The organism is Streptosporangium becharense, assembly GCF_014204985.1.
GTDB classification, from domain to species: domain Bacteria; phylum Actinomycetota; class Actinomycetes; order Streptosporangiales; family Streptosporangiaceae; genus Streptosporangium; species Streptosporangium becharense.
In genome coordinates, this window is the sequence record NZ_JACHMP010000001.1 from 6,385,414 (window position 1) to 6,407,366 (window position 21,953).

General features: G+C 71.4%; 22 protein-coding genes. 7 read left to right on the forward strand and 15 right to left on the reverse strand.

Annotated features, from left to right (window positions below; translation table 11 throughout):
- Positions 1–118 precede the first annotated feature (118 nt).
- The gene (locus tag F4562_RS27900; protein ID WP_184541484.1) at positions 119–1,663 is read left to right on the forward strand and encodes an MFS transporter; all 1,545 of its coding nucleotides are present in this window, start codon (positions 119–121) and stop codon (positions 1,661–1,663) included.
- Between the two features lie 345 nt (positions 1,664–2,008).
- Entirely contained in the window at positions 2,009–4,792 is a 2,784-nt protein-coding gene (locus F4562_RS27905) for a glycoside hydrolase family 3 N-terminal domain-containing protein (protein ID WP_221206926.1), read from the forward strand.
- A 109-nt stretch (positions 4,793–4,901) separates the two neighbouring features.
- Here F4562_RS27905 and F4562_RS27910 read toward each other — a convergent pair whose 3' ends face one another.
- From F4562_RS27910 to F4562_RS27965, 12 genes are all read right to left on the reverse strand, one after another.
- Positions 4,902–5,255: a gas vesicle protein K gene (locus tag F4562_RS27910; RefSeq protein WP_184541483.1), complete on the reverse strand. Its 354-nt coding sequence runs from the start codon at positions 5,253–5,255 to the stop codon at positions 4,902–4,904.
- Between the two features lie 74 nt (positions 5,256–5,329).
- The gene (locus F4562_RS35370) at positions 5,330–5,635 is read right to left on the reverse strand and encodes a gas vesicle protein (protein ID WP_246473583.1); all 306 of its coding nucleotides are present in this window, start codon (positions 5,633–5,635) and stop codon (positions 5,330–5,332) included.
- Positions 5,632–6,417, reverse strand: a complete 786-nt coding sequence (locus tag F4562_RS27920; protein WP_184541482.1) for a GvpL/GvpF family gas vesicle protein — start codon at positions 6,415–6,417, stop codon at positions 5,632–5,634. Before F4562_RS27920 ends, F4562_RS35370 begins: the two co-directional genes overlap by 4 nt.
- A complete protein-coding gene (locus tag F4562_RS36490) occupies positions 6,410–6,961 on the reverse strand; it encodes a gas vesicle protein (protein ID WP_246473584.1) in 552 nt (183 codons plus the stop codon). The genes F4562_RS27920 and F4562_RS36490 overlap by 8 nt, the downstream gene beginning before the upstream one ends.
- 10 nt (positions 6,962–6,971) lie before the next feature.
- Positions 6,972–7,430, reverse strand: a complete 459-nt coding sequence (gene gvpO / locus F4562_RS27930; RefSeq protein WP_184541480.1) for a gas vesicle protein GvpO — start codon at positions 7,428–7,430, stop codon at positions 6,972–6,974.
- 49 nt (positions 7,431–7,479) lie between these two features.
- Complete coding sequence (locus F4562_RS27935; protein ID WP_184541479.1) at positions 7,480–7,701, reverse strand: gas vesicle protein GvpG; 222 nt, start codon at positions 7,699–7,701, stop codon at positions 7,480–7,482.
- Positions 7,698–8,519: a GvpL/GvpF family gas vesicle protein gene (locus F4562_RS27940; protein WP_184541478.1), complete on the reverse strand. Its 822-nt coding sequence runs from the start codon at positions 8,517–8,519 to the stop codon at positions 7,698–7,700. Before F4562_RS27940 ends, F4562_RS27935 begins: the two co-directional genes overlap by 4 nt.
- Before the next feature lies 1 nt (position 8,520).
- Positions 8,521–8,961 (reverse strand): gas vesicle protein GvpJ, encoded by a 441-nt coding sequence (gene gvpJ, locus F4562_RS27945; RefSeq protein ID WP_184541477.1) that lies wholly within the window; start codon positions 8,959–8,961, stop codon positions 8,521–8,523.
- A 40-nt stretch (positions 8,962–9,001) separates the two neighbouring features.
- Complete coding sequence (locus F4562_RS27950; protein WP_184541476.1) at positions 9,002–10,270, reverse strand: SRPBCC family protein; 1,269 nt, start codon at positions 10,268–10,270, stop codon at positions 9,002–9,004.
- 5 nt (positions 10,271–10,275) lie between these two features.
- Positions 10,276–10,998 carry a hypothetical protein gene (locus F4562_RS27955; RefSeq protein ID WP_184541475.1) on the reverse strand — a complete coding sequence of 241 codons (723 nt, stop codon included), beginning with the start codon at positions 10,996–10,998 and terminating at the stop codon, positions 10,276–10,278.
- A gap of 810 nt (positions 10,999–11,808) precedes the next feature.
- The gene (locus F4562_RS27960) at positions 11,809–12,036 is read right to left on the reverse strand and encodes a DUF397 domain-containing protein (protein WP_184541474.1); all 228 of its coding nucleotides are present in this window, start codon (positions 12,034–12,036) and stop codon (positions 11,809–11,811) included.
- A 28-nt stretch (positions 12,037–12,064) separates the two neighbouring features.
- Positions 12,065–12,931: a helix-turn-helix domain-containing protein gene (locus F4562_RS27965; protein ID WP_184541473.1), complete on the reverse strand. Its 867-nt coding sequence runs from the start codon at positions 12,929–12,931 to the stop codon at positions 12,065–12,067.
- Positions 12,932–13,147: 216 nt separating this feature from the next.
- Between F4562_RS27965 and F4562_RS27970 the strand changes: the two genes are divergently transcribed.
- Positions 13,148–13,486: an ATP-binding protein gene (locus tag F4562_RS27970; protein WP_184541472.1), complete on the forward strand. Its 339-nt coding sequence runs from the start codon at positions 13,148–13,150 to the stop codon at positions 13,484–13,486.
- 141 nt (positions 13,487–13,627) lie between these two features.
- Here F4562_RS27970 and F4562_RS27975 read toward each other — a convergent pair whose 3' ends face one another.
- A complete protein-coding gene (locus F4562_RS27975; RefSeq protein ID WP_184541471.1) occupies positions 13,628–14,332 on the reverse strand; it encodes a dienelactone hydrolase family protein in 705 nt (234 codons plus the stop codon).
- Positions 14,333–14,551: 219 nt separating this feature from the next.
- On the opposite strand from F4562_RS27975, the gene F4562_RS27980 reads away from it, so the two are divergent.
- Positions 14,552–16,378 carry a M14 family metallopeptidase gene (locus F4562_RS27980; RefSeq protein ID WP_184541470.1) on the forward strand — a complete coding sequence of 609 codons (1,827 nt, stop codon included), beginning with the start codon at positions 14,552–14,554 and terminating at the stop codon, positions 16,376–16,378.
- A 151-nt stretch (positions 16,379–16,529) separates the two neighbouring features.
- On the opposite strand, the gene F4562_RS27985 is transcribed toward F4562_RS27980, so the two are convergent.
- Both F4562_RS27985 and F4562_RS27990 read right to left on the reverse strand, forming a co-directional pair.
- Positions 16,530–17,339: a class I SAM-dependent methyltransferase gene (locus F4562_RS27985; RefSeq protein WP_184541469.1), complete on the reverse strand. Its 810-nt coding sequence runs from the start codon at positions 17,337–17,339 to the stop codon at positions 16,530–16,532.
- 184 nt (positions 17,340–17,523) lie between these two features.
- Positions 17,524–18,537 (reverse strand): LacI family DNA-binding transcriptional regulator, encoded by a 1,014-nt coding sequence (locus F4562_RS27990; RefSeq protein WP_184541468.1) that lies wholly within the window; start codon positions 18,535–18,537, stop codon positions 17,524–17,526.
- A 174-nt stretch (positions 18,538–18,711) separates the two neighbouring features.
- On the opposite strand from F4562_RS27990, the gene F4562_RS27995 reads away from it, so the two are divergent.
- From F4562_RS27995 to F4562_RS28005, 3 genes are read left to right on the forward strand one after another with little or no spacing between them, the layout of a single operon-like run.
- Entirely contained in the window at positions 18,712–20,007 is a 1,296-nt protein-coding gene (locus F4562_RS27995) for an extracellular solute-binding protein (RefSeq protein WP_184541467.1), read from the forward strand.
- 59 nt (positions 20,008–20,066) lie between these two features.
- Positions 20,067–21,086, forward strand: a complete 1,020-nt coding sequence (locus F4562_RS28000) for a carbohydrate ABC transporter permease (RefSeq protein ID WP_311733992.1) — start codon at positions 20,067–20,069, stop codon at positions 21,084–21,086.
- Positions 21,083–21,916, forward strand: coding sequence for a carbohydrate ABC transporter permease (locus F4562_RS28005; RefSeq protein WP_184541466.1), 834 nt, complete (start codon positions 21,083–21,085; stop codon positions 21,914–21,916). The genes F4562_RS28000 and F4562_RS28005 overlap by 4 nt, the downstream gene beginning before the upstream one ends.
- The last annotated feature ends 37 nt before the right edge of the window (positions 21,917–21,953 follow it).

Genomic DNA, 21,953 nt, shown 5'->3' on the forward strand with positions numbered 1-21,953 from the left:
TGCGGGGGGTGGGTGCGGGGCGGGTACGCGCGGGTGGTGCGCGGGGTCGTGCGGGGCGGGTACACGCGGTCAGCGGCCGGTGCGCGGGCCGTCAGCGCCGGCGGCCACGCTGGCGCCCATGACGGACAACTCTCCCGCCGCCGACCGCCGCAGGTGGGCGGTTCTCGCCATCGCCTGCCTGGCCGCGGCGCTCCTGTCGATCGACGTCACCGTGCTGCACCTGGCGCTTCCCCAGCTGGCCGCCGACCTGGGGCCCTCGGCCGCCCAGATCCTCTGGATCGGCGACGCGTACGGCTTCGCGCTGGCCGGCCTGCTCATCACGATGGGCAACGTCGGCGACCGGATCGGCCGCAAGCGCCTGCTCCTCATCGGGTCCGTCGCCTTCGGCGCCGCGTCGGCGCTGACCGCCTACGCACCCACCCCGGAGCTGCTCATCGCCGCCCGTGCCCTGCTCGGTGTGGCAGGCGCCACGATCATGCCCTCCACCCTGTCGATCATCCGTAACGTGTTCACCGACCCCGGTGAGCGGACCGCGGCGGTCGGTGTCTGGAGCGGGATGGGCGCCGCGGGCTTCGCCCTGGGACCGGTCGTCGGGGGCCTGTTGCTCGACCGCTTCTGGTGGGGCTCGGTCTTCCTGATCAACCTGCCGGTGATGGCGGTCATCGTGGTCACCGGGCTGGTGGTGCTGCCCGAATCGCGGAATCCGGCCCCCGGCCGGCTCGACCCGGCGAGCGTTCTGCTCTCGCTGGCCGGCGTGACAAGTTTGATCTACGCTGTAAAGGAGGCGGCGTCGTACGGACCGGCACAACCCGGCGTCCTGGTCGCGGCGGGTGCCGGGACGGCCGCGCTGGTCCTGTTCGCACGGCGGCAGACGCGCCTGGCCGAACCGTTGATCGATGTCCGGCTCTTCCGGCGGCGGGCCTTCTCCGCGTCGGTCGGCGCCAACCTCGTCGCCATCTTCGGGATGTCCGCGCTGTCGCTGCTGTTCGCCTGGTACTTCCAGCTCGTCCTCGGCTGGTCCCCTCTGCAGGCCGGCCTGGCGGGCCTGCCCGGTGGCCTGTCGGCGGCCGTCGGCGGTGCGCTGGCGGCCGGGCTGATCTCCCGGCTGGGCCGGGCCCGCACGGTCGCCCTGGGACTGGCGTCGGCGGCGGCGGCCTACGCCTGCTACAGCCGGATCGGTCTCGACACCTCGTACACGTTCCTCCTCGTCCCCATGGTGGTCTGCGGCATGGGCATCGGGCTGACGTTCGCCGTCACCAACGACACCGTGCTCGCGTGCGTGCCCAAGGAGCGGGCGGGTGCGGCGGCGGCCATCTCGGAGACCTTCTTCGAACTGGGCGGCGCGCTGGGCATCGCCGTCCTCGGCAGCATCCTCACCGGCTCCTACCGCGGTGCTCTCCGGCTGCCCGGGGGGCTGCCGGAGGAGGCGGCCACCGCCGCCCGGGAGTCGCTGCCCACCGCGATGCGGGCCGCCGCGGCACTCCCCGCCGAACTGGGGGCGGGGGTCGTGGCCGCGGCCCGGGAGGCGTTCGTCGGCTCGGTCGCGGTGACCTCGCTCTCCGCCGCGGGGATGATCGCCGCGCTGGCGGCAGTCTCGCTGTTCAGCCTGCGGGGTGTGCCCGGTGTGATCCCCGAGGAGCTCCGCGCCGGGTCCCACGGGTGATCCGCTTCTCCGGCGCCGGGAGCGTCGCCGGGCCCGCCGCCGGAGGCTTTCCCGGCGCCGCCGGCGGGGCCCGCGCTCCGGCCGTCCCGTCGGCGTTCTCTGGAGAGCGCTCCACCACAGTGTCCTCTCGGCGTCTGACTCCGCCTTCGCTCGCAGAGCTTGATGATGAATCTCCTGTTCAACGCGCTGCTGAGGACTTAGATCACTCGCAGGGGACGAGCCCGGCTCAGAGAGCGCTCTCGCTCGCCTATTGACTCATCCCCTGTCCCGGGGTCAGGATCTGCGCAGTGCGGGCTCGGGGGGCCGCCACGACCGTCGAAGTGTCGTCTTGAGAACGGACCCTCCATGACCAGACCCTTCGCCCGCTCGGGTGCCCGCCGGAGCGGGTTCGCGGTGCTGGCGGGCCTCGCCGTCCTGGCCGGCGGTGCCACCGGGCTGCCCGGCGCGGGCGCCGAGGCCGCGAGCACCGGGACCGCCGGCTCCGCAAGCGTGAGTGCCGAGACCGTGAGCGCCAAGGCCACGGGTGCCGAGGCCGCGGGTGCCGTGACCGCGAGTGCCGGGACCGCAGGCGCTGAGACGGCGCGCGGCGGCCGGCAGCCGGTGATCGGCAGACCCGCGCTGGACGCCCGCGGCTGCGCGCGCATCGAGAAGAACCTTCCCACACTCGCCGATTGGCCGAAGGTCAGCAGCGGGATCAAACGGAACCCGGCCGACGAGAGGCGGATCGCGAAGATCGTCGCCGGGATGACGCTCGCCGAGAAGGTCGGGCAGATGACCCAACCGGAGATCGCCGCGATCACCCCGGAGGAGGTCGGCCGGTACTTCATCGGCTCGGTGCTCAACGGCGGCGGCTCGTGGCCGGGACGCGACAAACACGCCCCGCAGCGGGCCTGGCTCGATCTGGCCGACGCCTACTGGGCGGCATCCGTCGCCACCAGGACGAAGATCCCCGTCATCTGGGGCATCGACGCCGTGCACGGCAACAACAACGTCTACGGTGCGACGATCTTCCCCCACAACATCGGCCTGGGGGCGGCGCAGGACCCCTGCCTCGTCCGCGACATCGGGGCGGCGACGGCCGCGCAGATCCGGGCCACCGGTCAGGACTGGGCCTTCGCCCCGACGCTCGCCGTTCCCCGCGACGACCGGTGGGGCCGCACCTACGAGGGCTTCTCCGAGGACCCGCGGATCACCCGTGCCTACGGCTACGAGGCCGTCAGGGGGTTGCAGGGCGGCAACCCGCTCCGTATCGGGAAGGGCGGGGTCATCGCCACCGCCAAACACTTCATCGGTGACGGCGGCACGCTCAAGGGCGTCGACCAGGGGGTCAACCCCTCCTCCGAGGCCGAGATGATCAACCTGCACGGCCAGGGGTACTACGGCGCGCTCGCGGCCGGCGCCCAGACGGTGATGGTCTCGTTCAACAGCTGGACGAACGAGGAGCTCGGTATCACCGAGGGCAAGCTGCACGGCAGCGAGCGCGCGCTCACCGGCATCCTCAAACGGAAGATCGGTTTCGACGGCGTCGTCGTCTCCGACTGGAACGGCATCGGCCAGGTCCCCGGGTGCACCAACGCGAGCTGTCCGCGGGCGATCAACGCGGGCATCGACGTGGTGATGGTGCCCAACGACTGGAAGGCCTTCATCGCCAACACCGTCGCGCAGGTCGACAGCGGTGAGATCCCGATGACGCGGATCGACGACGCGGTGACGCGCATCCTGCGCGTGAAGCTGCGCGCCGGGGTGCTCGACGGGCCCAGGCCCTCCAGGCGGGCCTTCGCCGGGTCGGCCGACGCCCTGGAGGCGAGGAGACTCGCCCGGGAGGCCGTCCGCGAGTCGCAGGTGCTGCTCAAGAACAACGGCGGGGTGCTGCCGCTGCCCGCCGACTCCAGGGTGCTCGTGGTCGGCAAGAGCGCCGACAGCCTGCAGAACCAGACCGGTGGCTGGTCCCTGACCTGGCAGGGCACCGGCAACGTCAACGCCGACTTCCCGAACGGCACGACGATCCTCGGCGGCCTGCGCGAGGCGCTCGGCGAGGCCGACGTCACCTTCGCCGAGACCGCCGACGGCGTCGACCCGGCGGCCTACGACGCGGTGATCGCCGTGATCGGCGAGACACCGTACGCGGAGGGGGTCGGCGACCTGGGCAGGCGTTCGCTGGAGGCGGCCAGGCTCCACCCGGGTGACCTGGCGGTGCTCGACAAGGTCAGCGGCAAGGGCGTCCCGGTGGTGACCGTCTACGTCACCGGCCGGCCGCTCTGGGTCAACAAGGAGCTCAACCGCTCCGACGCCTTCGTGGTCGCGTGGCTGCCGGGCACCGAGGGCGGCGGCGTCGCGGACCTGCTCGTCCGGGGCCGGGACCGGCACGGCTACACCGGCAGGCTCCCGTACTCCTGGCCGAAGACCGCCTGTCAGACACCGCTCAACGCGGGCACCGAGGGCTACGACCCGCTCTTCCCCCTCGGCTACGGCCTGCGTTCCCGGCAGAGCGGGTCCGTCGGCACGCTGGACGAGACCGCACCCCCGTCCGGGTGCGGCGGACAGGGCGGCGGCGGTGAGGCGAACGAGGACCTGGAGATCTTCAACCGGGCGGACGTCGCACCGTACCGGAGCTTCATCGGATCGGCGGACAACTGGGGCGGCACCGAGATCGGTGCCGACGGCGAGGCGGCGCACTCCGCGATCGGCGTGGTCCCCGCCGACGTCAACGTGCAGCAGGACGCCCTCAAGGCGACCTGGAACGGCACCGGCCCGGCCCAGATCTACATGCAGGACCCGGCGAAGGGTACCGACCTGCGCGGCTACCTCAACGCCGACGGGGCTCTGGTCTTCGACACCGTCGTCCACCGGCCTCCGGCGGCCCGGACCGTGATCAGCGTCCACTGCGGTTACCCCTGTCTCGGCGAGGTGGTGGCGACCTCCCTCTTCCAGGGTCTGCCCGTGGGCACGAAGGCGACCGTGAAGATCCCCATCTCCTGCTTCGCCGCGGCCGGGCTCGACCTGGAGACGGTCAACACGCCGTTCCTCGTGTACACCGACGGCGCGTTCTCGGCCTCGTTCGCCGACGTCCGCTGGGTTCCCAAGGCGGCGACCGACCCCGACGCCAGGAGCTGCTCCGACCTGAGCTGACGGTTCCGCCCCGTCCGCCCCGCTTCACCCCGCTTCATCCCGTGAACCCCGCCCCGGCCTGCCCCGTCCGGCCGGGGCGGGGGCACGCCCGGTGGGGGAGGGGGGCGGGTCAGTCGGTGGGGAGCAGGGTGCCGAGCGGCCCGAGGTCGAGGTTGAGGTCGGAGGGGGAGAGCCCGAAGCGCTCGCACAGTTCCGTCATGGCCTCCTCCAGGCGCATGAGCGTCAGGCCCAGCACTTCGATCTGCTCGTCGGACAGGTCGCCCTGCTCCATCCGGCGGATGCACTGGCGTTCCACCAGCTGGCGGATGAGCTCGACGAGGGTGAGCACGAGACGGCTCAGGTCGCGTTCGACCGTCTCCGGGTCGGTGTCGATCCGCCACCGGCTGCGCCGCGCGGTCGCCCGGCCGCCGGCGCGCCACCGGTTGGCGTGCCCGTTCCCGGAGGCGTCGGCACGCCACCGCACGGGCCGGACCGTCGCGCGGCCCGCGGGAGCCTCCCGTCCCACCCGCGCGGCACCGTGCCCTGCGTGTTCGCCGTTCACGGTGGACACCCGTCGCCGGGCGTACCGGGTGGCGGCACGGACCGGGGCGTGCCGGGCCACCGGACGGGCTCCGGCTCGTCCGGTGCGCGGATGGACGTGATCAGGGCACGCAGCGAGATGCGCACCAGGTCGATGTCCGCGATGGACAGCACCAGGTCGCCGGTCACCACCACGCCGCCGGCCAGCAGCCGGTCGAGCAGGTCGACCAGCGCCACGCGCTCGGGCGGGAGGCGTCCCCGGGCGGCCAGTTCCGCCCCGCGCGACCGGTCGGTGGGCATCGCCCGCCCTCCTTCGGGGGTCATCGTCCGTCCTCCTCACCGGCCGGGCCGAGGTCCAGCGCGGTGAAGGAGTACGGAGCCCAGGGGCCGGTGAGCTCCACCTCGACCCCCTGCCCGCGCAGGGCGTCTACGGCCGCGGCGAACTCCTCGTCGCGGTCCTCGCCGACGAGGTAGGCGCCGTTGAGCACCATCCAGTCGTCGCGGCCGGACAGCTGCGGGTCCTGCGGCCGGTGCCGGTGGGCGGCGACGGCGACGGACGCCAGGACGGCATGGGCGTGCTCGGCGTAGGCGACCGCCGCCCGCCACGCGTCGTCGCGGCTGCGCAGACCGGCCTGGCGCCGTCTGAGGTAGGCGGTGCCGGGCCGTCCGGTGTCCGCCGGCTCCTCCGCGGCGGGGGAGGAGCCGGCCGGGTCCGCGTAGACCTTCACCCCCCACTCCCTACGCCCCGCGACCCGGGCGAGCACGGCGGTGAGGTCGTCGTGCCTGCGGTGCAGCAGGTCGCGGACCTGCTCCTCGGCGCTGTAGATGGTCACCAGCCGGACCGGGGCGGTGGGGGCCCGCCGGGCCACGGCCTCCACGACGCGGTGGTGCGCGCGGGCCGTCTCCCCGACCCAGTCCAGGTCCTCCAGCGAGCGCCGCAGCGGCTCCTCGCCGAACAGGTCCAGCGGAACGGGGCTCACGTACGCGACGAGGTCGTCATGGGTGATCGTCCGCACGGGTGCGCCGGCCACCCCCGGCACGTCGTCCGGGGGAGCGGGGCCCGCGTCCCGGGCGATCGCGTAGAGGTACGTCCCCGACTCAGCCACCGCGCTCCTCCTTCCCGGTCTTCCCCGGTTTCTCCGGTTTCCCCGGTTTCCTGGACGGTCGTTTCGCGGGACCGTCCGCTGGCTTCTCCGGGGAGCGACGTTCCCCCGCGGCCTTCTCCAGAGAACGGCGTTCCCCTGTGGCCTCGTCGAGGAGCCGGCGTTCCTCCGCGGTGTCGCCCAGGGAGCGGTGCTCGTCCTCCGCCTCGTCGAGGAAGCGGCGCTCCGGGCGTCCCTCCTCGGCCGCGGCGAGCCGGCGGCGGAGCCTGCGGTTCTCCTCGACCAGGTCGGGGGCCTTCCCGGTGAGCCACGGGTCGTGCTCCCACCAGTCGATGCCCAGCTCACGCGCCGTGTCCACCGAGGCGATGAGCAGGCGCAGCTTGATGGTGAGAAGCTCGACGTCCAGCAGGTTCACCCGGATGTCGCCGACGATCACCACGCCCCGGTCGAGCACCCGCTCCAGGATGTCGGCGAGGTTGGCGGAACTCTGCCGGCCGGGCGATCCCGCGCCGTACGCCCGGGGGAACGCGCCGCCGGTCCGTGCCACGTCCGCCATCTCAGCCCGTCCCGCCGCCGTCGCCCCGGCCGCGCCGGTAGCGTCTCACCCTGCGGTACGACAGCAGTTCCCCTTCCGGGTCCATCTCGACCTGGTAGAGCGCGAGCATGTCGCCCGTCGAGGGGACGTGGCGGTCCTCGACGACCTCGACCTCGGCAAGCCAGCCGTCCTCGGCCGGTTGTACCAGGGTCACGCCCTCGGTGTGCTTGCCGGTCAGGGCGGCGATGTGGCGCAGTCCGGCCATGCCGGCGGTGGCCGCGGACAGTCTGCGGGAGCGGCGGCCCGCTCCGCGCGGTGCCCGCGCCGGCTCCTCCTCGTCCTCCTCCGGTTCCTCCAGCTCGTCGTCGAACTCGTCCTCGTCCTCCTCGTCCAGCTCGTCCTGGTCGAGGGCGTCGTCGCCGGCGGTCTCGTAGGCGTCGCCGGCAGCGCGTTCGTCGCGGACTCTGCGCCTGACAGGCACGTGGTGGCTCCCCTCGTCCCCTCCGGCGCGACCGCACCGGAGGGCTCGGTCAGGTGATCATTTCTCTGAGGATCCGCTCCGTCTCCTCGGCCTCCTCCTCGGCGGAGATCAGGCCGGCGGCCCTGGCCTCGGCGACCTCCTCCAGACGTCGCCGTACCGCCGCGGGGTGCCGGAGCTCCATCTCGGCCTGTTCCTGGATCAGCTCCGCGAGCCGGACCAGCCCGCGCAGCGGCGCGAGCGGCAGGCCGAAGAGCAGACTCACCGGGTTCACGGTTCCTCACCGCCTTGTTGTCCCTGCGCCGTCACGAAGTCGTACGGCGCCATCGGGCCGAGGAGGCGCAACTCGACCCGGTCCGTCCACCGTTCGGCGAAGGTGTCCAGGACCTGCGCGATCTCGGGTTCCCTGCGGGTCTCCGCCAGCAGGGCCAGGTGGGCGGCGTCGTACTCGTGGGTGGGCTCGCGGATGACGACGGTCACGCAGAGCGGCGCGAGGGCCTCGGCCAGCGTGCCGGTGTCGGCCTCGCGCCTGGCCGAGATCGCCTCGTTGATCAGCTCCCCGAGCCGGATCCGGGTGTCCCAGGTCTCCTCCTCGGACCGGTCGCGGATCTCCTCACGCAGCTGGGCGATCTCCGGGTCGTCCTCGAACGCCTCCCGCAGGACGGTCCGCTCGACGTAGCGGCCCTTGACGACGTACTGAGCCCGGCCCTCCAACTCGTTCAGCGCGGCGAGGAACTCGTCGTGGTACGGGGTGAGCAGCTCGTCGACGACCGCCTGCGTGTCCGTGACCACCGCACCGAAGCGGAGCGGAAGCACCGGGACCTCCGCGGCGGCCTCGTCCAGCAGCCGCTGGTGGGCCATCAGGTCGTCGGGCCTGCCGAGGGGGCGGTCGGTGGGCACGTCGCTCACCAGCGCGGCGATCCGGCCGTGCCGGACCAGGACGACCCGGCCCGGCGGGTCGCCCACCCCGCGCGTGTCGGGAGTCAGCTCGACGTCCTCCGGGACGATTCCGTAGACGTAGGCGCCGCCGCTCGGGACGGAGCCGGTACGCCCGGCTTCGTCCGCCGTGAGCTTTCCAGTGGAGCCGGACATCTCATTCCTCTCTCCGCCGCCTCCGGCGGGGTTCGGGCTCGTACTCCTCTTCCTCCTCCTCGAACTCGTCCTCGGCGGACCCGCTGGTCAGGCCGCGGAGCTTCTCCCCGGCCGCGTCCAGCAACCCGCTCGTCGCGCCTTTGGCCTTCGCCGCGCCGCCGCCCGTCATCACGCCCTCCACGAGATCCGGCAGGCCCTTCTGCCCGCCGGCCTGGTAGAGGTCCAGGCGGTTGGTGGCCTCCGCGAAGCGGAGGTAGGTGTCGACGCTCGCCACCACGACGCGCACGTCGATCGTCAGGATCTCGATGCCGACCAGCGAGACCCGGACGAAGGCGTCGATCACGAGTCCCTTGTCGAGGATCGTGTCGATGACGTCGGCCAGGCCCGACGAGGACCGGCCTCCGGCGGCCCTGCCGCCCCCCGACGGCTGCACAATGGTCATTGCTCTCCCCTCCGGGCGACCGCTTCACGTCCTCGCCGGATCACGCGCGGGCCGCGGCTCTGCGCCGTGGACGCCGGGGTTCCCCCTCGGCGCCGCCCTCGCGCGCGGCGGGCCTGCGGCGGCGTGCCGGACGCTCCTCCTCGGGCTCCTCGGGCCCTTCGTCCTCCTCGCCGCCTTCCTCCGGCTCCTCGTCCGCTCCTCTCCGGGCGGCGGGCCTGCGGCGGCGCATCGGACGTTCCCCGTGCTGTTCCTCGGGTTCGGGCTCCCCGCCCTCTTCTTCCTCGGGTTCCTCCTCCTCGGTCTCGGCGCGCTCCTCTCGCTCCTCGGGGGGTTCCTCCTCCTCGTACTCCTCCTCTTCTTCCTCGGGTTCCTCCTCCTCGGTTCTGGCGCGCTCCTCGGGTTCCTCCTCCTCGTACTCCTCCTCTTCGGGTTCTCCCTCCTCGTACTCCTCTCCCTCGTAGCCCTCCTCGGCCTCTTCCTCCTCCCGCAGGGCGGTCTCGTGGTCCTTGACGACCTTGCTCTCGTGGATCTCGCCCCGCCAGCCCTCGATGTCGTCGGGGTGCAGCAGCGCCCGGCTCATGACGTGCCGCCGGAAGTGCTTGAGCTCCAGGCGGGCACGTCTGCCCTGAGCCCGCCAGAGGTTCCCGGTGCGCTCGAAGAGGCCCTGCGGGTAGTACTCCAGGACGAGCAGGACACGGGTGAGGTTGGGGGCGAGCTCGTGGAAGGTCACCGCCCCGTCGACGTGCCCCTTGGGTCCCTTCGACCGCCAGATGATCGTCTGGTCCGGCACCTGCTCGACGATGGTCGACTCCCACTCCCGGTGGGACCAGAAGATCTGTGCCCGCCATCCGAGCTTCTCGTCCGACTTCTGCTCGACCCTCTCGACCTTCTTCATGAAGCCCGGGAAGTCCGCGAACTGGGTCCACTGGTTGTAGACGACGCGTATCGGGGCGCCGACGTCGATCGACTCGACGATGTTGGTCAGGCGGAGTTTCCCGCTTCGCCCGCCGCCACCCTTGCCGCCTCCGGTGATCTTCTTGACCAGGCCGCCGATCGCCATCTTGCCCAGCCCTTTCGCCACGTCCATCTTTCCGGACCCGCCGCCGGTCAGCGCGCTCAGCAGGCCCGATCCGCTGTTCTGGGCGTAGTCGGCCAGCCGGCCGGTGGCTCCCTCCACCCTGTCGGTCACGGACGACAGGGCCCGCTCTCCGAGCGCTCCCAGCAGGTTCTGGACCTCCTGGGTGAGCCTGTCCCTGGGCGACTCCTGGTTACCCTCCCGCACGGGCTGGGTTCTCGACGTGTCGGCCATCTGGTTCACCTCCGCGTACGACCGGCTGCGGCCTTGGTCCGGGTGGCGGCCGGGGCGGTTCGCGTGCTCGTCCGGCGCTTCGGCGTGGCAGGCTCCTCCTCCTCACCGGAGTCCTCTTCGTCCTCAGGCTCCTCGCGCCGGGCCCGGGAGGTGGTCGCCGCACGGCCGCGGCTCGCGGCGGCGGTACGCCTGCGGGCGGGCGCCGGCTTCCTGACGGGTTCCTCTTCTTCCTCTTCCTCTTCGGTGCCTTCCTCGTCCTCCTCGCCCGGAGGCTCTTCCTCGTCCGCCGGGCGTGCCCTGCGGCGCAGGCCGCCCACCCGGCTGCGCAGGCCGCCTGCCTTCCTGCGGCCCTGGGCGGCCTCCTCGGGCTCCTGGGCCTCCTCGTCCTCCTCCGATTCGCCGGACTCGGTGGCCCGCAGCGGGTTGCGCAACGTCTCGGCCCGGTCGTGGAGCCTGGTGCTCAGCGAGTCGATCTGCCTGCTCACCGCGGTCTTGGCGGCGGCCCTGCCCGCCTCCATCAGATCACCGCGCACACTCTGGGTGATCTTCTCCAGCTCCGGGGAGGAGCTGATCACCTTCAGCGCCTGCTGGATGAGGTTGCCCTGGCCCACGCTCAGCCGGCCGGTGGCGCCGGCGGCGGCCAGTGCCATCGCCAGCCGCAACTTCTGCCGTCGGCCCAGGAGGTAACCTCCGGCCACGGCAAGGGCTATCCGCGCTCCGTTGTTCACGATCACCACTCCTTGTCGGCTGTCCCGCCGCGCGTCCGCCTCCTTGGGCCGCCTCGACCGGCGCACCGCAGAAAAGATGGCCTTAGTGGGATTCGGCCCCTGTTGCGTGAATGCGTGGGGAGCATCGTGCTTCGAATGTCTCGCTCGTACCCTAGGAAAGCCCCATCAACGCTTTTATAGGTAAAAAAGGTACAAAAAGCCTCATTGTGGGCAGGGTGTCTGTCGGGGATGCGTCCTCCGCCTGGCTTCCGGGCCGCGAGCGGTGGCGGGGGGCGGAGCGGCGCCGTGTCGGCGGCTCGCGCACCATGCGGCTGCCGCCGGATTGCGGGCGTGGGCCGACGGGGCCGGGATCCGCCGGCGGCCGATGATCACCCCTGGAGGGGGGCGGCCGGATGATCCCTGACATCCGGCCGACTTATCGCCGAATCACATGAAAAATCGTAAAAATAATTCCGGATCGCTTCTCTTCCCGGCTCCGGCAATGGTGCCCGGGGAATCTCCGCCGTGCATTCGTTCCGTATTCGCCGCACATCCGCAATCCGGCGGCCGGGTTCGGCTCACGGCGCCGGCGGCGGCCGTGGGGGCGGGCGTCGTCGCGTTCACCGGGGGAGCACAGGCCGCCCGTACGGGGGCCGAGGCCCGGCGCGACCGCGCCGTGGAACGGGCCCGGCGGCCGGTCGCGGTGACGGACCCGCAGGTCGTGATGTGCGTCCCGGGTCACGACGGTGAAGAAGATCGGCCGCCGCGCTGAGGGGCGCGGCGGCCGGAGGTCACCGGGGGAGCCGCGGAACGGCCCCCCGGAAGTCCTCTTTAGTCGAACTCGCCGTCCTTCACGCCGCCGACGAAGGCGACCCACTCACTCCGCGTGAACGCCAGCGCGGGCCCGTCCGGGTCTTTGGAGTCGCGGACGAGATACAGCTGATCGGCGTCGGCCTTGTGCCGGGCCAGCGCCGGGTCGCCGGGGACGACCGCCACCTCCACGCAGTCGCCTCCGGTGCTGCGACCGCTCTTGCGCCACCGGGCGCCGGACAGATCCATCGTGGACCCTCGCACTCTTGCTTGTCTCCTAACGGCTGGAAAACCTTCTCGCCATCTGGGCGATGAAGGCCACCGAGGTCTCCGTGTCGAGAGCCATGTCGCAGAGGCTCCCGAACATGGAGGTGTATCGGTGTACTTGGTTGGGATCGTCCGGCACCAGCCCGCTTGCGGCCTGTTCAAGGTAGAGCAGGTCGGGATCTTCGGGGTCGGGGAAGCTGAGCAGGCAGAACTTGCCGTCCATCGCCGCGTGCGCCCCGGCGGAGAACGGGACGATCCGTATCTCCACATTGGGCAGCCCGCCGAGACGGACGAGGTGTTCCAACTGCTCCGACATGATGTCGCGTCCGCCGATCTGACGCCGGACCACGGCCTCGTCGAGCACCGCGACGAGGTGGATCGGGTCACCGGGTCTGTGCAGCAACTCCTGTCGCGAGATGCGCACGGACACCGTCTCCTCGACTTCGGAGGGGGTCTGGACGATGGAGGTCGCCTCGATCACTGCACGCGCGTACGGTTCGGTCTGCATCAGGCCGGGGACGACCAGCGGCTCGTACGTGCGCACGAGCGACGCCTCCGCCTCCAGCCCGATGTAGGAGTCGAAGCCTGGCTTGAGTGCCTGCCGGTGCGGGTGCCACCAGCCCCGTCGCCGGGCTTCGACGGCCATCTGGATCAGGGAGTCGCGAGCCTCCCCGGTCACGCCGTACACGTCGGTGAGGGCTGAAACGTCGGAGGGACGCGGGCGGGTCAGTCCCGTCTCGTACCTCCAGACGGTGGTGTCGGTGGATCCGATCCGCTCGGCCACCTCCACCCGCGACAACCCGCTGTTCTCTCGCAGACGGTTCAGTTCAGCGACCAGGCGGCGATGACGGGCCGTGGGGCTGCGCCGAGAAGCCACGCATCTACCTCCCTCCGTCCTACTGACAGGAAACTGTGGAATCTCAACATGAGGTATTGCAGTCCTTGATAGAACAGTTCACCGTGAGTGAGTGTGCCATCTCGAAGCGCGACGCGCATGGAATATGGGCGTCGGGGAGTGGGGTCTACGATGACGACCGGACGGCAAGCCGTCTCACCTCGATCCACCGTGACCCTCAGAGGGGTCCCGGAATCGGTGGCTGTGGCGCGGCGCCGGGTCAGGGAACTCCTCGGTGAGGGGCACCCCGCCTCCGACGACGTCATCCTGCTGGTGAGCGAGGTGGTGACGAACTCGGTGGTCCATTCCTGCTCCGGCGGCGGCGGGCGGGTGGCCATGACCGTGGCGGTGGAGCCGGACGCCGTCTTCGTCGAGGTCAGCGACGCGGGGTCCGGTGCGTCCGCGCCGCACGTACGCATCGACCCGGAGGCCGAGAGCGGCCGGGGGATGTTCCTGGTCGACCTGATCGCCCGCCGATGGGGTGTGCTGGACGACTCCCGGGGCTCCCGGACCCTCTGGTTCGAAGTCGCGTTCTGACGGCACCCTGGCCGGAAGCCGCGTTCCGGCCAGGGTTCCCGGGGCCCTCGCGGAGGTCATGTCCCGGCGGGCCTCGGCGAGGTGCCGGCCGGCATGACCGGAGCCGTGTTCCGGCAGGGGGCCGGCAGGGTTGCGGCCGGGTCAGTCCGGTGCCACCCGCGGTCGCGGCCACTCCTCGCCGGCGGCGGGGGGCAGGTGGCGCAGGAACCACTCCCGGGCCAGGTGGGCCACCTGCTCCAGTGCCCCGGGCTCCTCGAACAGGTGCGACGCCCCCGGGACGATCTCCAGGCGCCGTTCGCCGGGCAGCCGTTCCGCCGCCTCGCGGTTGAGCGCGATGACGACCGTGTCGTCCTCCCCGACGATCAGCAGTGTGGGCTGGCGGACCGACCGGAGCGCCTCCCCGGCCAGATCCGGGCGTCCGCCGCGGGAGACGACCGTCCTGACGAGGGCCGGGCGGGCCGCGGCGGCGATGAGCGCGGCCGCCGCGCCCGTGCTGGCGCCGAACAGCCCGGTGCGCAGGCCGGCCGTCGGCTCGTGCTTCGCCAGCCAGCCGGCCAGCGCCGCCAGTCGTACGGCGAGCCGTCCGACGTCGAAGCGGAACTCGCCCGTCAGCGCGTCGGCCCGTTCCTCGGCCGGGGTGAGCAGGTCGGCCAGTACCGTGGCCAGACCCGCCCGCTGGAGCTCACCTGCCACGTAGCGGTTGCGCGGGCTGTGCCGGCTGCTGCCGCTGCCGTGCGCGAACAGCACCAGCCCCCGCGCCGGCCGCGGTACCGCGACGTCGGCCTCCAGCACGACGTCCGCCGCCGGAATCTCCAACCGCTCCAGGTTCATCCGGACCGCGTTCATGGCTGCCCCCTCGGCGCGGTCGCTCCGTCAACCGTCCCATGCCCGCAGCGCGGCGGCCGATTGTGGCCACACGCCGAGTTTCGCGAGTTTTACCCGGCCCGGCGGTGGCCTTTACCGACATAGCCGGAAAATTGGGCCTTTGCCGATCGACGGTGCTGCCTGACTCTCGGTGCAGACGCGTGACAACCCCCCTTAATCACGCGTCTGAGGAGGACGCAGGTGAGACGTCGTCTGATCGTGGTGCTCACGGCGCTGGCGCTGTTATGCCTCGGGATCACCGGGGCGGGAGCGTCGGCCGAACCGCCCCCCAACAGCCAGTACAAGGTCCAGGGACCGAGCACCACGCAGCAACGCAACGCGATCGCGGCGACCGGCGCGGCGATCGACCAGGTCGACTCCGACTCGGTCGTGGTCACCGCCACCGAGGCCGAAGTCGCCGCCATCAGGAAACTCGGTCATACCGTTACGCGCATCCCCCGGTCGTTATCCCCCGCGCAACCGGAGCAGCTCGCCGACTTCCCACCGGCCGACTCCGGCTACCACAACTACGCCGAGATGACCGCCGCGGTGAACCAGATCGTCGCCGACCATCCGGCGATCGCCCGCAAGATCAGCTATGGCACCTCGTACGAGGGCCGCGACCTCATCGCGGTCAAGATCAGCGACAACGTCGCCAGTGACGAGAACGAGCCCGAGGTGCTGTTCACCCACCACCAGCACGCCCGTGAGCACCTGACCGTCGAGATGGCGATCTACCTGCTCAACCTCCTCACCGACGGCTACGGCACCGACAGCCGGATCGCGGGCCTGGTGAACTCCCGCGAGATCTGGATCATGCCCGACCTCAACCCGGACGGCGGCGAGTACGACATCGCTACCGGCTCCTACCGGTCCTGGCGCAAGAACCGGCAGCCCAACTCCGGCTCCTCCTACGTCGGCACCGACATGAACCGCAACTGGGGTTACAACTGGGGCTGCTGCAACGGTTCCTCCCCCACCCCCTCCAGCGACACCTACCGCGGCGCCGCGGCCGAATCGGCGCCCGAGGTCAAGGCGGTCGCCAACTGGGTCCGCAGCCGGGTGGTCGGCGGCGTGCAGCAGATCAAGTCCCACATCGACTGGCACACCTACAGCGAGCTGATCCTGTGGCCGTACGGCTACACCACGGCCGACACCGCCCCCGGCCTGAGCCAGGACGACCGCGACGCGCACGCGGCCCTGGGCCAGAACATGGCCTCCACCAACGGCTACACCCCCGAGCAGGCCAGCGACCTCTACATCACCGACGGCACGATCGACGACTGGATGTGGGGCGCCTACAAGATCTTCAGCTTCACCTTCGAGATGTACCCGACCGGGGCCTCGCCGGGCTTCTACCCGCCCGACGAGCAGATCGTCCCGCAGACGACCCGCAACCGGGAGGCCGTGCTGCGCTTCCTGGAGTACTCCGACTGCGTCTACCGGATCATCGGCAAGGAGTCGCAGTACTGTGGCACCGGGAACCCGCCGGTGACGGTCTACTCCGACACCTTCGAGACGGCGACCGGCTGGACGACGAACCCGTCGGGCACCGACACCGCCACCGCCGGCCAGTGGGAGCGCGGTGACCCCGAGGCCACCTCCTCCAGCGGCGCCAAGCAGCTCGGCACCACCGTCAGCGGCAGCAACGACCTGGTCACCGGCCGCCTGGCGGGCTCGGCGGCGGGCGACCACGACCTCGACGGCGGCGTCACCAGCGTCCGCTCCCCGGCCATCACCCTGCCGGCGAGCGGGACGCTCAGGCTGGGCTTCTCCTGGTACCTGGCGCACGGTTCCAACGCCTCCAGCGCCGACTACCTGCGGGTCAAGGTGGTCGGCTCCACCACCACCCAGGTGTTCCAGCAGCTCGGCTCGGCCGCCAACCGCAACGGCGCCTGGGCCGCGGCCGGCGTGGACGTCTCCGCCTTCGCCGGGCAGAGCGTCCACGTCCTCGTCGAGGCCGCCGACGCCTCCGGCGCCTCGCTGGTCGAGGCCGGCATCGACGACGTCACCATCACCCGGCAGTGACCGGACGGGGCGTCCCGGCCGCGGGGCGCCCCCTCCGCCGGGCCCGGCTCCGTTCAGGCATGGTCCCGTTCAGGCCCGGCTCCGCTCAGGCCCGGCTCCGTTCAGGCATGGTCCCGTTCAGGCCCGGCTCCGCTCAGGCCCGGCTCCCCGCTCAGACCCGGCAGACCAGCTCGCCGTGCAGCAGCGACATCCAGCCGTCCGCTTCCCCGGCCCAGGCCCGCCAGCCCGCCGAGATGCGGCGCAGGTCGTCCTCGGTCGCGGCGCCGGAGGCGATCGCCTGGCGGGCCATGTCCGACTTCAGGATCCGGTCGGCCCACATGCCGCCCCACCATGCGCGGTCGTCGGGCGTGGCGAAACACCAGGTGGAGGAGGTGGCCGTGACGTCGGTGAACCCCGCCGCACGGGCCCACGACAGCAGGCGCCGCCCCGCGTCGGGCTCTCCGCCGTTGGCCCTGGCGACACGCTGGTAGAGGCTCATCCACTCGTCCAGCTCGGGCAGGGCCGGGAACCAGGCGAACGCCGCGTAGTCGCTGTCGCGCACCGCGACCACCCCGCCCGGCCTGCAGACCCGCCGCATCTCGCGCAACGCCTGGACCGGGTCGCCGACGTGCTGCAACACCTGGTGGGCGTGGACCACGTCGAAGGTGTCGTCCGGGAACTCCAGCGCGTGCGCGTCCGCCACGACGAACTCGATGTCGCTCCGCCCGCGCCGTGCCGCTTCCGCCCGCGCCAGCTCCAGCGCCTCCGCCGTCACCTCGACCGCGGTGACCGTCCCCGGCGCGACCCGCTCCGCCAGCTCGGCGGTGATCGTGCCCGGCCCGCACCCGACGTCCAGCAACGACATCCCCGGCCTCAGGTACGGCAGCAGGTGTCCCGCCGAGTTCTCCGCGGTGCGCCACCGGTGGGACCTGAGCACGGATTCGTGGTGTCCGTGCGTGTAGACGGCATCGTGCGCTGCCATGGAAGACCACTCCTTCGATCGGATGTGCCGACCGTAGCATTGGTCTCATATTTCAAGAGAGATTGTCTCAATATGTAATACACAGTGATTGCGTGCGTCATCGTCCGGCGTCCGTGACGCGGATGTTCCCGCAGGGGTGGACCGGCGGCCGGTCACTCGGCCCGGCCGGAGGCGGGCACGGCTCTCAGCGAGACGGCGGGGCGGTGCTCTCCCGGACGACCAGGTCGGTGGCCAGTTCCACCCGACGCGGCTCGCGTCCGCCGCTCCGGTCGGGGTCGAGCACCATCCGGGCGGCCAGCGCCGCCATCTCCTGGAGCGGCTGGCGCACGGTGGTCAGCGGCGGCCACGCGGACCGGGCCAGCGGCAGATCGTCGAAGCCGACCACGGACAGGTCGTCCGGCACCCGCAGGCCGCGGCGCCTGGCCGCCTCGAAGACGCCGAACGCCTGCATGTCGCTGCCGGCGAAGATCGCGGTCGGCGGATCGGCGAGGGAGAGCAGCGTGTGGCCCCGGTCGCGACCGGAGTCGACCAGGAAGTCGCCGTACCCGATGAGCGCGGGGTCCACCGCGATCCCAGCGGTCTCCAGAGCGGCCCGGTAGCCGTCGACGCGGGCCCGGCTGCACAGCATGTCGGGGGGGCCGCCGATCATGCCGATCCGGCGGTGACCCAGTTCGATCAGGTGACGGGTGGCGGCCAGGCCCCCGTTCCAGTTGGTGGCCCCGACCGAGGCGACTCCGGGCGGCGGTTCGCCCTCCGGATCCACCACCACGAACGGGATCGACCGGGCGGCCAGTTCGCCGTGCCGACGGGCGTTGATCCGGGAGCCGACCAGGATGGCCCCGTCGGTGCGCCGGGCGGCGATCCGTTCCACCCAGTCCCGGCCCGGCCCGGCGTGGCTGTGCAGGACCGAGATGACCACGCTGGCGCCGAACTCGTGGGCCGCGGCCTCCGTGCCGCGGATCAGCTCCATCGCCCACGGGCTCTCGACCTCGGCGAAGACCAGGTCCACCAGCCCGACGGGGCCGTCGTCGTTGCCGGTCCTGCGCCGGTAGCCGTGTTTGTGCAGCAGGTGTTCGACCCGTCGCCTGGTCTCGGCGGCGACCTCCGGCCGCCCGTTGATGACTTTCGAGACCGTTGGTGCGGAGACCCCGGCCTCCTCGGCGATCAAGGCGATGGTCACGCGCCGGTTGGTTGGCATGCGGCGAATACTAACCGAAAACTTTCGGAGACCCGCGCCTCCCCGGTCCGTCGCCGAGAGGAGACACCTGCCGTCGGTCTCTTGACGTGTAACGAACAATTTACCTATTCTCCGGGTCACGAAATATTCGGGGGAAAAGCGAAACTTTCAAATCACTCCCGAGAGGGGAACCCCATGCGGCGTTGGCGATGCGTGGCGGCTCTGACGGCATCGGCCCTGCTCCTCGGAGCCTGCGGCACGGACGGGGAGGACGCCGGGGCGAAGCCCGGCGCGAGCGGCGGCACGGAGAAGGTCACCTTCGAGTTCTGGCACTCGGCGACGGCCGAACCGCTCAAGTCGTTCTGGGCGGACCTCGTCAAGCGGTACCAGGCGGCCCACCCCAACGTGACCATCAAGAACGTCGGCATCGAGAACGACTCCTACAAACCGAAGCTCGCCACGCTCACCCAGTCGGGCCGGGCGCCCGACCTCTACTCCACCTGGGGCGGCGGTGTCCTGAAGCAGCACGTCGACGCGGGCCTGGTGAAGGACCTGACGGCGGAGACCGCCGACATCGCCGGCGACTTCACCCCCGCCTCCCTCGTCCCCTACCGGTTCGACGGCAAGCTCTACGCCCTGCCCACCGACATCGGCATGGTCGGCTTCTGGTACAACAAGGCGCTGTTCGCCAGAGCCGGCGTCACCACCCCGCCCGCCACCTGGACCGAGTTCCTCGACACGGTGCGGAAGCTGAAGGCGGCCGGAATCACCCCGATCGCCCTGGCGGGCAAGGCCAAGTGGCCGGGGCACTACTACTGGGCGTACCTGGCCATGCGGGTGGCCGGGCTGGACGCGCTGCGGCAGGCCGGCGAGACCGGTGACTTCACCGGGCCGGGCTTCGTCGCCGCCGGGCAGCGGCTCAAGGAACTCGTCGACCTCCAGCCGTTCCAGAAGGGCTTCCTCGGCGCCGACTACTCCACCCCCGACGGCCAGGCCGCGACCATGAGCAACGGCAGAGCGGCCATGGAACTGATGGGCCAGTGGGCGCCGGCCGTGCAGAAGGACGCCGGCAAGGGGCTCGGCGAGGATCTCGGCTTCTTCACCTTTCCCACGGTGGAGGGCGGCAAGGGGGTGGCGACCGACGCGTTCGGCGGCGGCGGCGGACTGGCGGTGGGCGCCGACGCGCCGCCCGCGGCCCTGGACTTCCTGAAGTTCGCGCTCAAGGAGGAGAACCACCGCAAGGCCGTCGAGGCCGGCGGGGTGCTCCCCGTGCTCAAGGGCGAGGAGTCGGCCGTCACCGACCCCGGCATCAAGGCGGTCTCCGAAACCCTGTCCGCCGCGACCGCCTTCCAGCTCTACCTCGACCAGGCGTACCCGCCGGCCGTCGGCCAGGAGGTCAACGACGCCGTGGCCGAGCTGATCGCGGGCGAGAAGACGCCCGAGGAGGTCGCCTCGGCCATCACCGAGACGGCGAAGTCGGAGGCGGAGTGACCGCCGACGGAGGCGGGGTGAGCACCGGGGGAGGTGGGGTGAGCACCGGGGGAGGTGGGGTGAGCACCGGGGTGAGGGCGGTGACGGGGCCGGGCGCCCGTCCGGCGCCTCCCCCCGGCAAGCCCTTCGGGAAGCTCTCCGGGAAGCCGGCCGGGAACCGGACGGGGAGTGCCGCCCGCCGCCGCAGACGCGGATGGGTCACCGCGATCCTGTTCGTGCTCCCCGCGCTGGTGCTGTTCGGCCTGCTGGTGCTGGCGCCGATCCTGGTCGCCGGCTACACCAGCCTCCACCGGTGGAACGGGGTCGGCCCGCCGGGCGACTTCGTCGGCCTGGACAACTTCACCCGGCTGTTCCGGAGCGAGATCTTCCTCGGTGACCTGCGGCACGGCGGCATCCTGATCGCGCTGTCCCTGGCGGTGCAGCTGCCGATCTCCCTGTCCCTGGCGGTGCTGCTGAACCGGCGGATCCGCGGGCGGGCCTTCTACCGGTTGCTGTTCTTCGCGCCGTACATGCTCTCCGAGGCGGTCACCGCGGTCCTGTTCTCGCTGATCCTCTCCCCCGAGGAGGGCCTGGCGAACCGGCTGCTGACCTCCTGGGGACTCCAGCCGTGGACCTGGCTGTCGGAACCGGACACCGTGCTGATGTCGCTCTTCCTGGTGATCACCTGGAAGTACTTCGGATTCCACATGATCATTTATTTGGCCGGACTGCAGGGCATCCCCCGGGAGCTGAGCGAGGCGGCCAGGATCGACGGCGCCGGCGGCTGGAACGTGTTCCGCCACGTCACCCTGCCGCTGCTCGGCCCCACCGTCCGGATCAGCGTGTTCCTGTCCGTCATCGGCACGATCCAGCTCTTCGACCTCGTCTGGATCCTCACCGGCGGCGGTCCGTCGCACGCCTCCGAGACCATGGCCGTCAGCATGTTCGAGTACGGCTTCAAACGGTCCCAGATCGGTTACTCCAGCGCGATCAGCGTCGTCATGTTCCTGATCAGCCTCGTCTTCGCCCTCGGCTACCAGCGGTTCGTCCTCCGCCGTGACCTGGAGGGGGCCAGCACCGCGATGGGAGACCACCGTTGACCACCCCGCTCCGCGGACTCCGGACGGCCCCGACGCACGCGATCCTGTGGGTGGCCGCCGTGTTCGTCCTCGTCCCCTTCCTGTACGGCGTGCTCGGCGGCTTCAAGACCTCCGGGGCGCTGTCGGCTGACCCGCTCGGCCCGCCCTCCCCGTGGGTCACCGGGAACTACACCGACGTGGTCACCTCGGGCCCGTTCTGGCGCCAGCTCGCCAACAGCCTGTTCATCGCGGTCGCGACCACCGCGCTGGTCGTGAGCCTGTCGGCGATGGCGGCCTTCGCCTTCGCCCGGTTCGCCTTCCGCGGCAGGGAAGCGCTGTTCACGCTGTTCACCGTCGGACTGATGTTCCCGTTCGCGGTGGCGATCCTGCCGCTGTTCGTCCTGCTGCGCGCGTTCGGCCTGCTGGACAACCCGCTCGGGGTGATCCTGCCCCAGGCCGCGTTCGGGCTGCCGCTGACCGTCATCATCCTCCGCACGTTCTTCCGGTCCATTCCGAAGGAGGTCGAGGAGGCCGCCACCATCGACGGCTGCACCGCGTTCGGGTTCTTCTGGCGGGTCCTGCTGCCGATGGCCCGGCCCGCCCTGGCCACCGTCTCGGTCCTCGCGATCGTGGCGAGCTGGAACAACTTCTTCCTGCCGTTGGTGGTCTTCAACGACCCGAACCTGTGGACCCTGCCGCTCGGCGTCCAGCAGTTCCACGGGGAGTACATGGCGGACACGGCCAGGATCCTCGCCTACGTCGTCATCTCGACGCTCCCCGCCCTGGCCTTCTACGCCGTCGCCGAACGCCACCTGGTCAGCGGCCTCACCGCGGGCGCCACCAAAGGCTGACCCGAACCCCGCCGTACGGAAACCGCCGTACGAAAGC

Coding starts and splice junctions, on each gene's coding strand:
- gvpJ (WP_184541477.1), bottom strand. CDS start 8,961: ATGACCATTGTGCAGCCGTCGGGGGGCGGCAGGGCCGCCGGAGGCCGG.
- F4562_RS27985 (WP_184541469.1), bottom strand. CDS start 17,339: ATGGCAGCGCACGATGCCGTCTACACGCACGGACACCACGAATCCGTG.
- F4562_RS27900 (WP_184541484.1), top strand. CDS start 119: ATGACGGACAACTCTCCCGCCGCCGACCGCCGCAGGTGGGCGGTTCTC.
- F4562_RS27990 (WP_184541468.1), bottom strand. CDS start 18,537: ATGCCAACCAACCGGCGCGTGACCATCGCCTTGATCGCCGAGGAGGCC.
- F4562_RS27975 (WP_184541471.1), bottom strand. CDS start 14,332: ATGAACGCGGTCCGGATGAACCTGGAGCGGTTGGAGATTCCGGCGGCG.
- F4562_RS27940 (WP_184541478.1), bottom strand. CDS start 8,519: ATGTCCGGCTCCACTGGAAAGCTCACGGCGGACGAAGCCGGGCGTACC.
- F4562_RS27960 (WP_184541474.1), bottom strand. CDS start 12,036: ATGGATCTGTCCGGCGCCCGGTGGCGCAAGAGCGGTCGCAGCACCGGA.
- F4562_RS27950 (WP_184541476.1), bottom strand. CDS start 10,270: ATGGCCGACACGTCGAGAACCCAGCCCGTGCGGGAGGGTAACCAGGAG.
- F4562_RS27995 (WP_184541467.1), top strand. CDS start 18,712: ATGCGGCGTTGGCGATGCGTGGCGGCTCTGACGGCATCGGCCCTGCTC.
- F4562_RS27905 (WP_221206926.1), top strand. CDS start 2,009: ATGACCAGACCCTTCGCCCGCTCGGGTGCCCGCCGGAGCGGGTTCGCG.
- F4562_RS35370 (WP_246473583.1), bottom strand. CDS start 5,635: ATGACCCCCGAAGGAGGGCGGGCGATGCCCACCGACCGGTCGCGCGGG.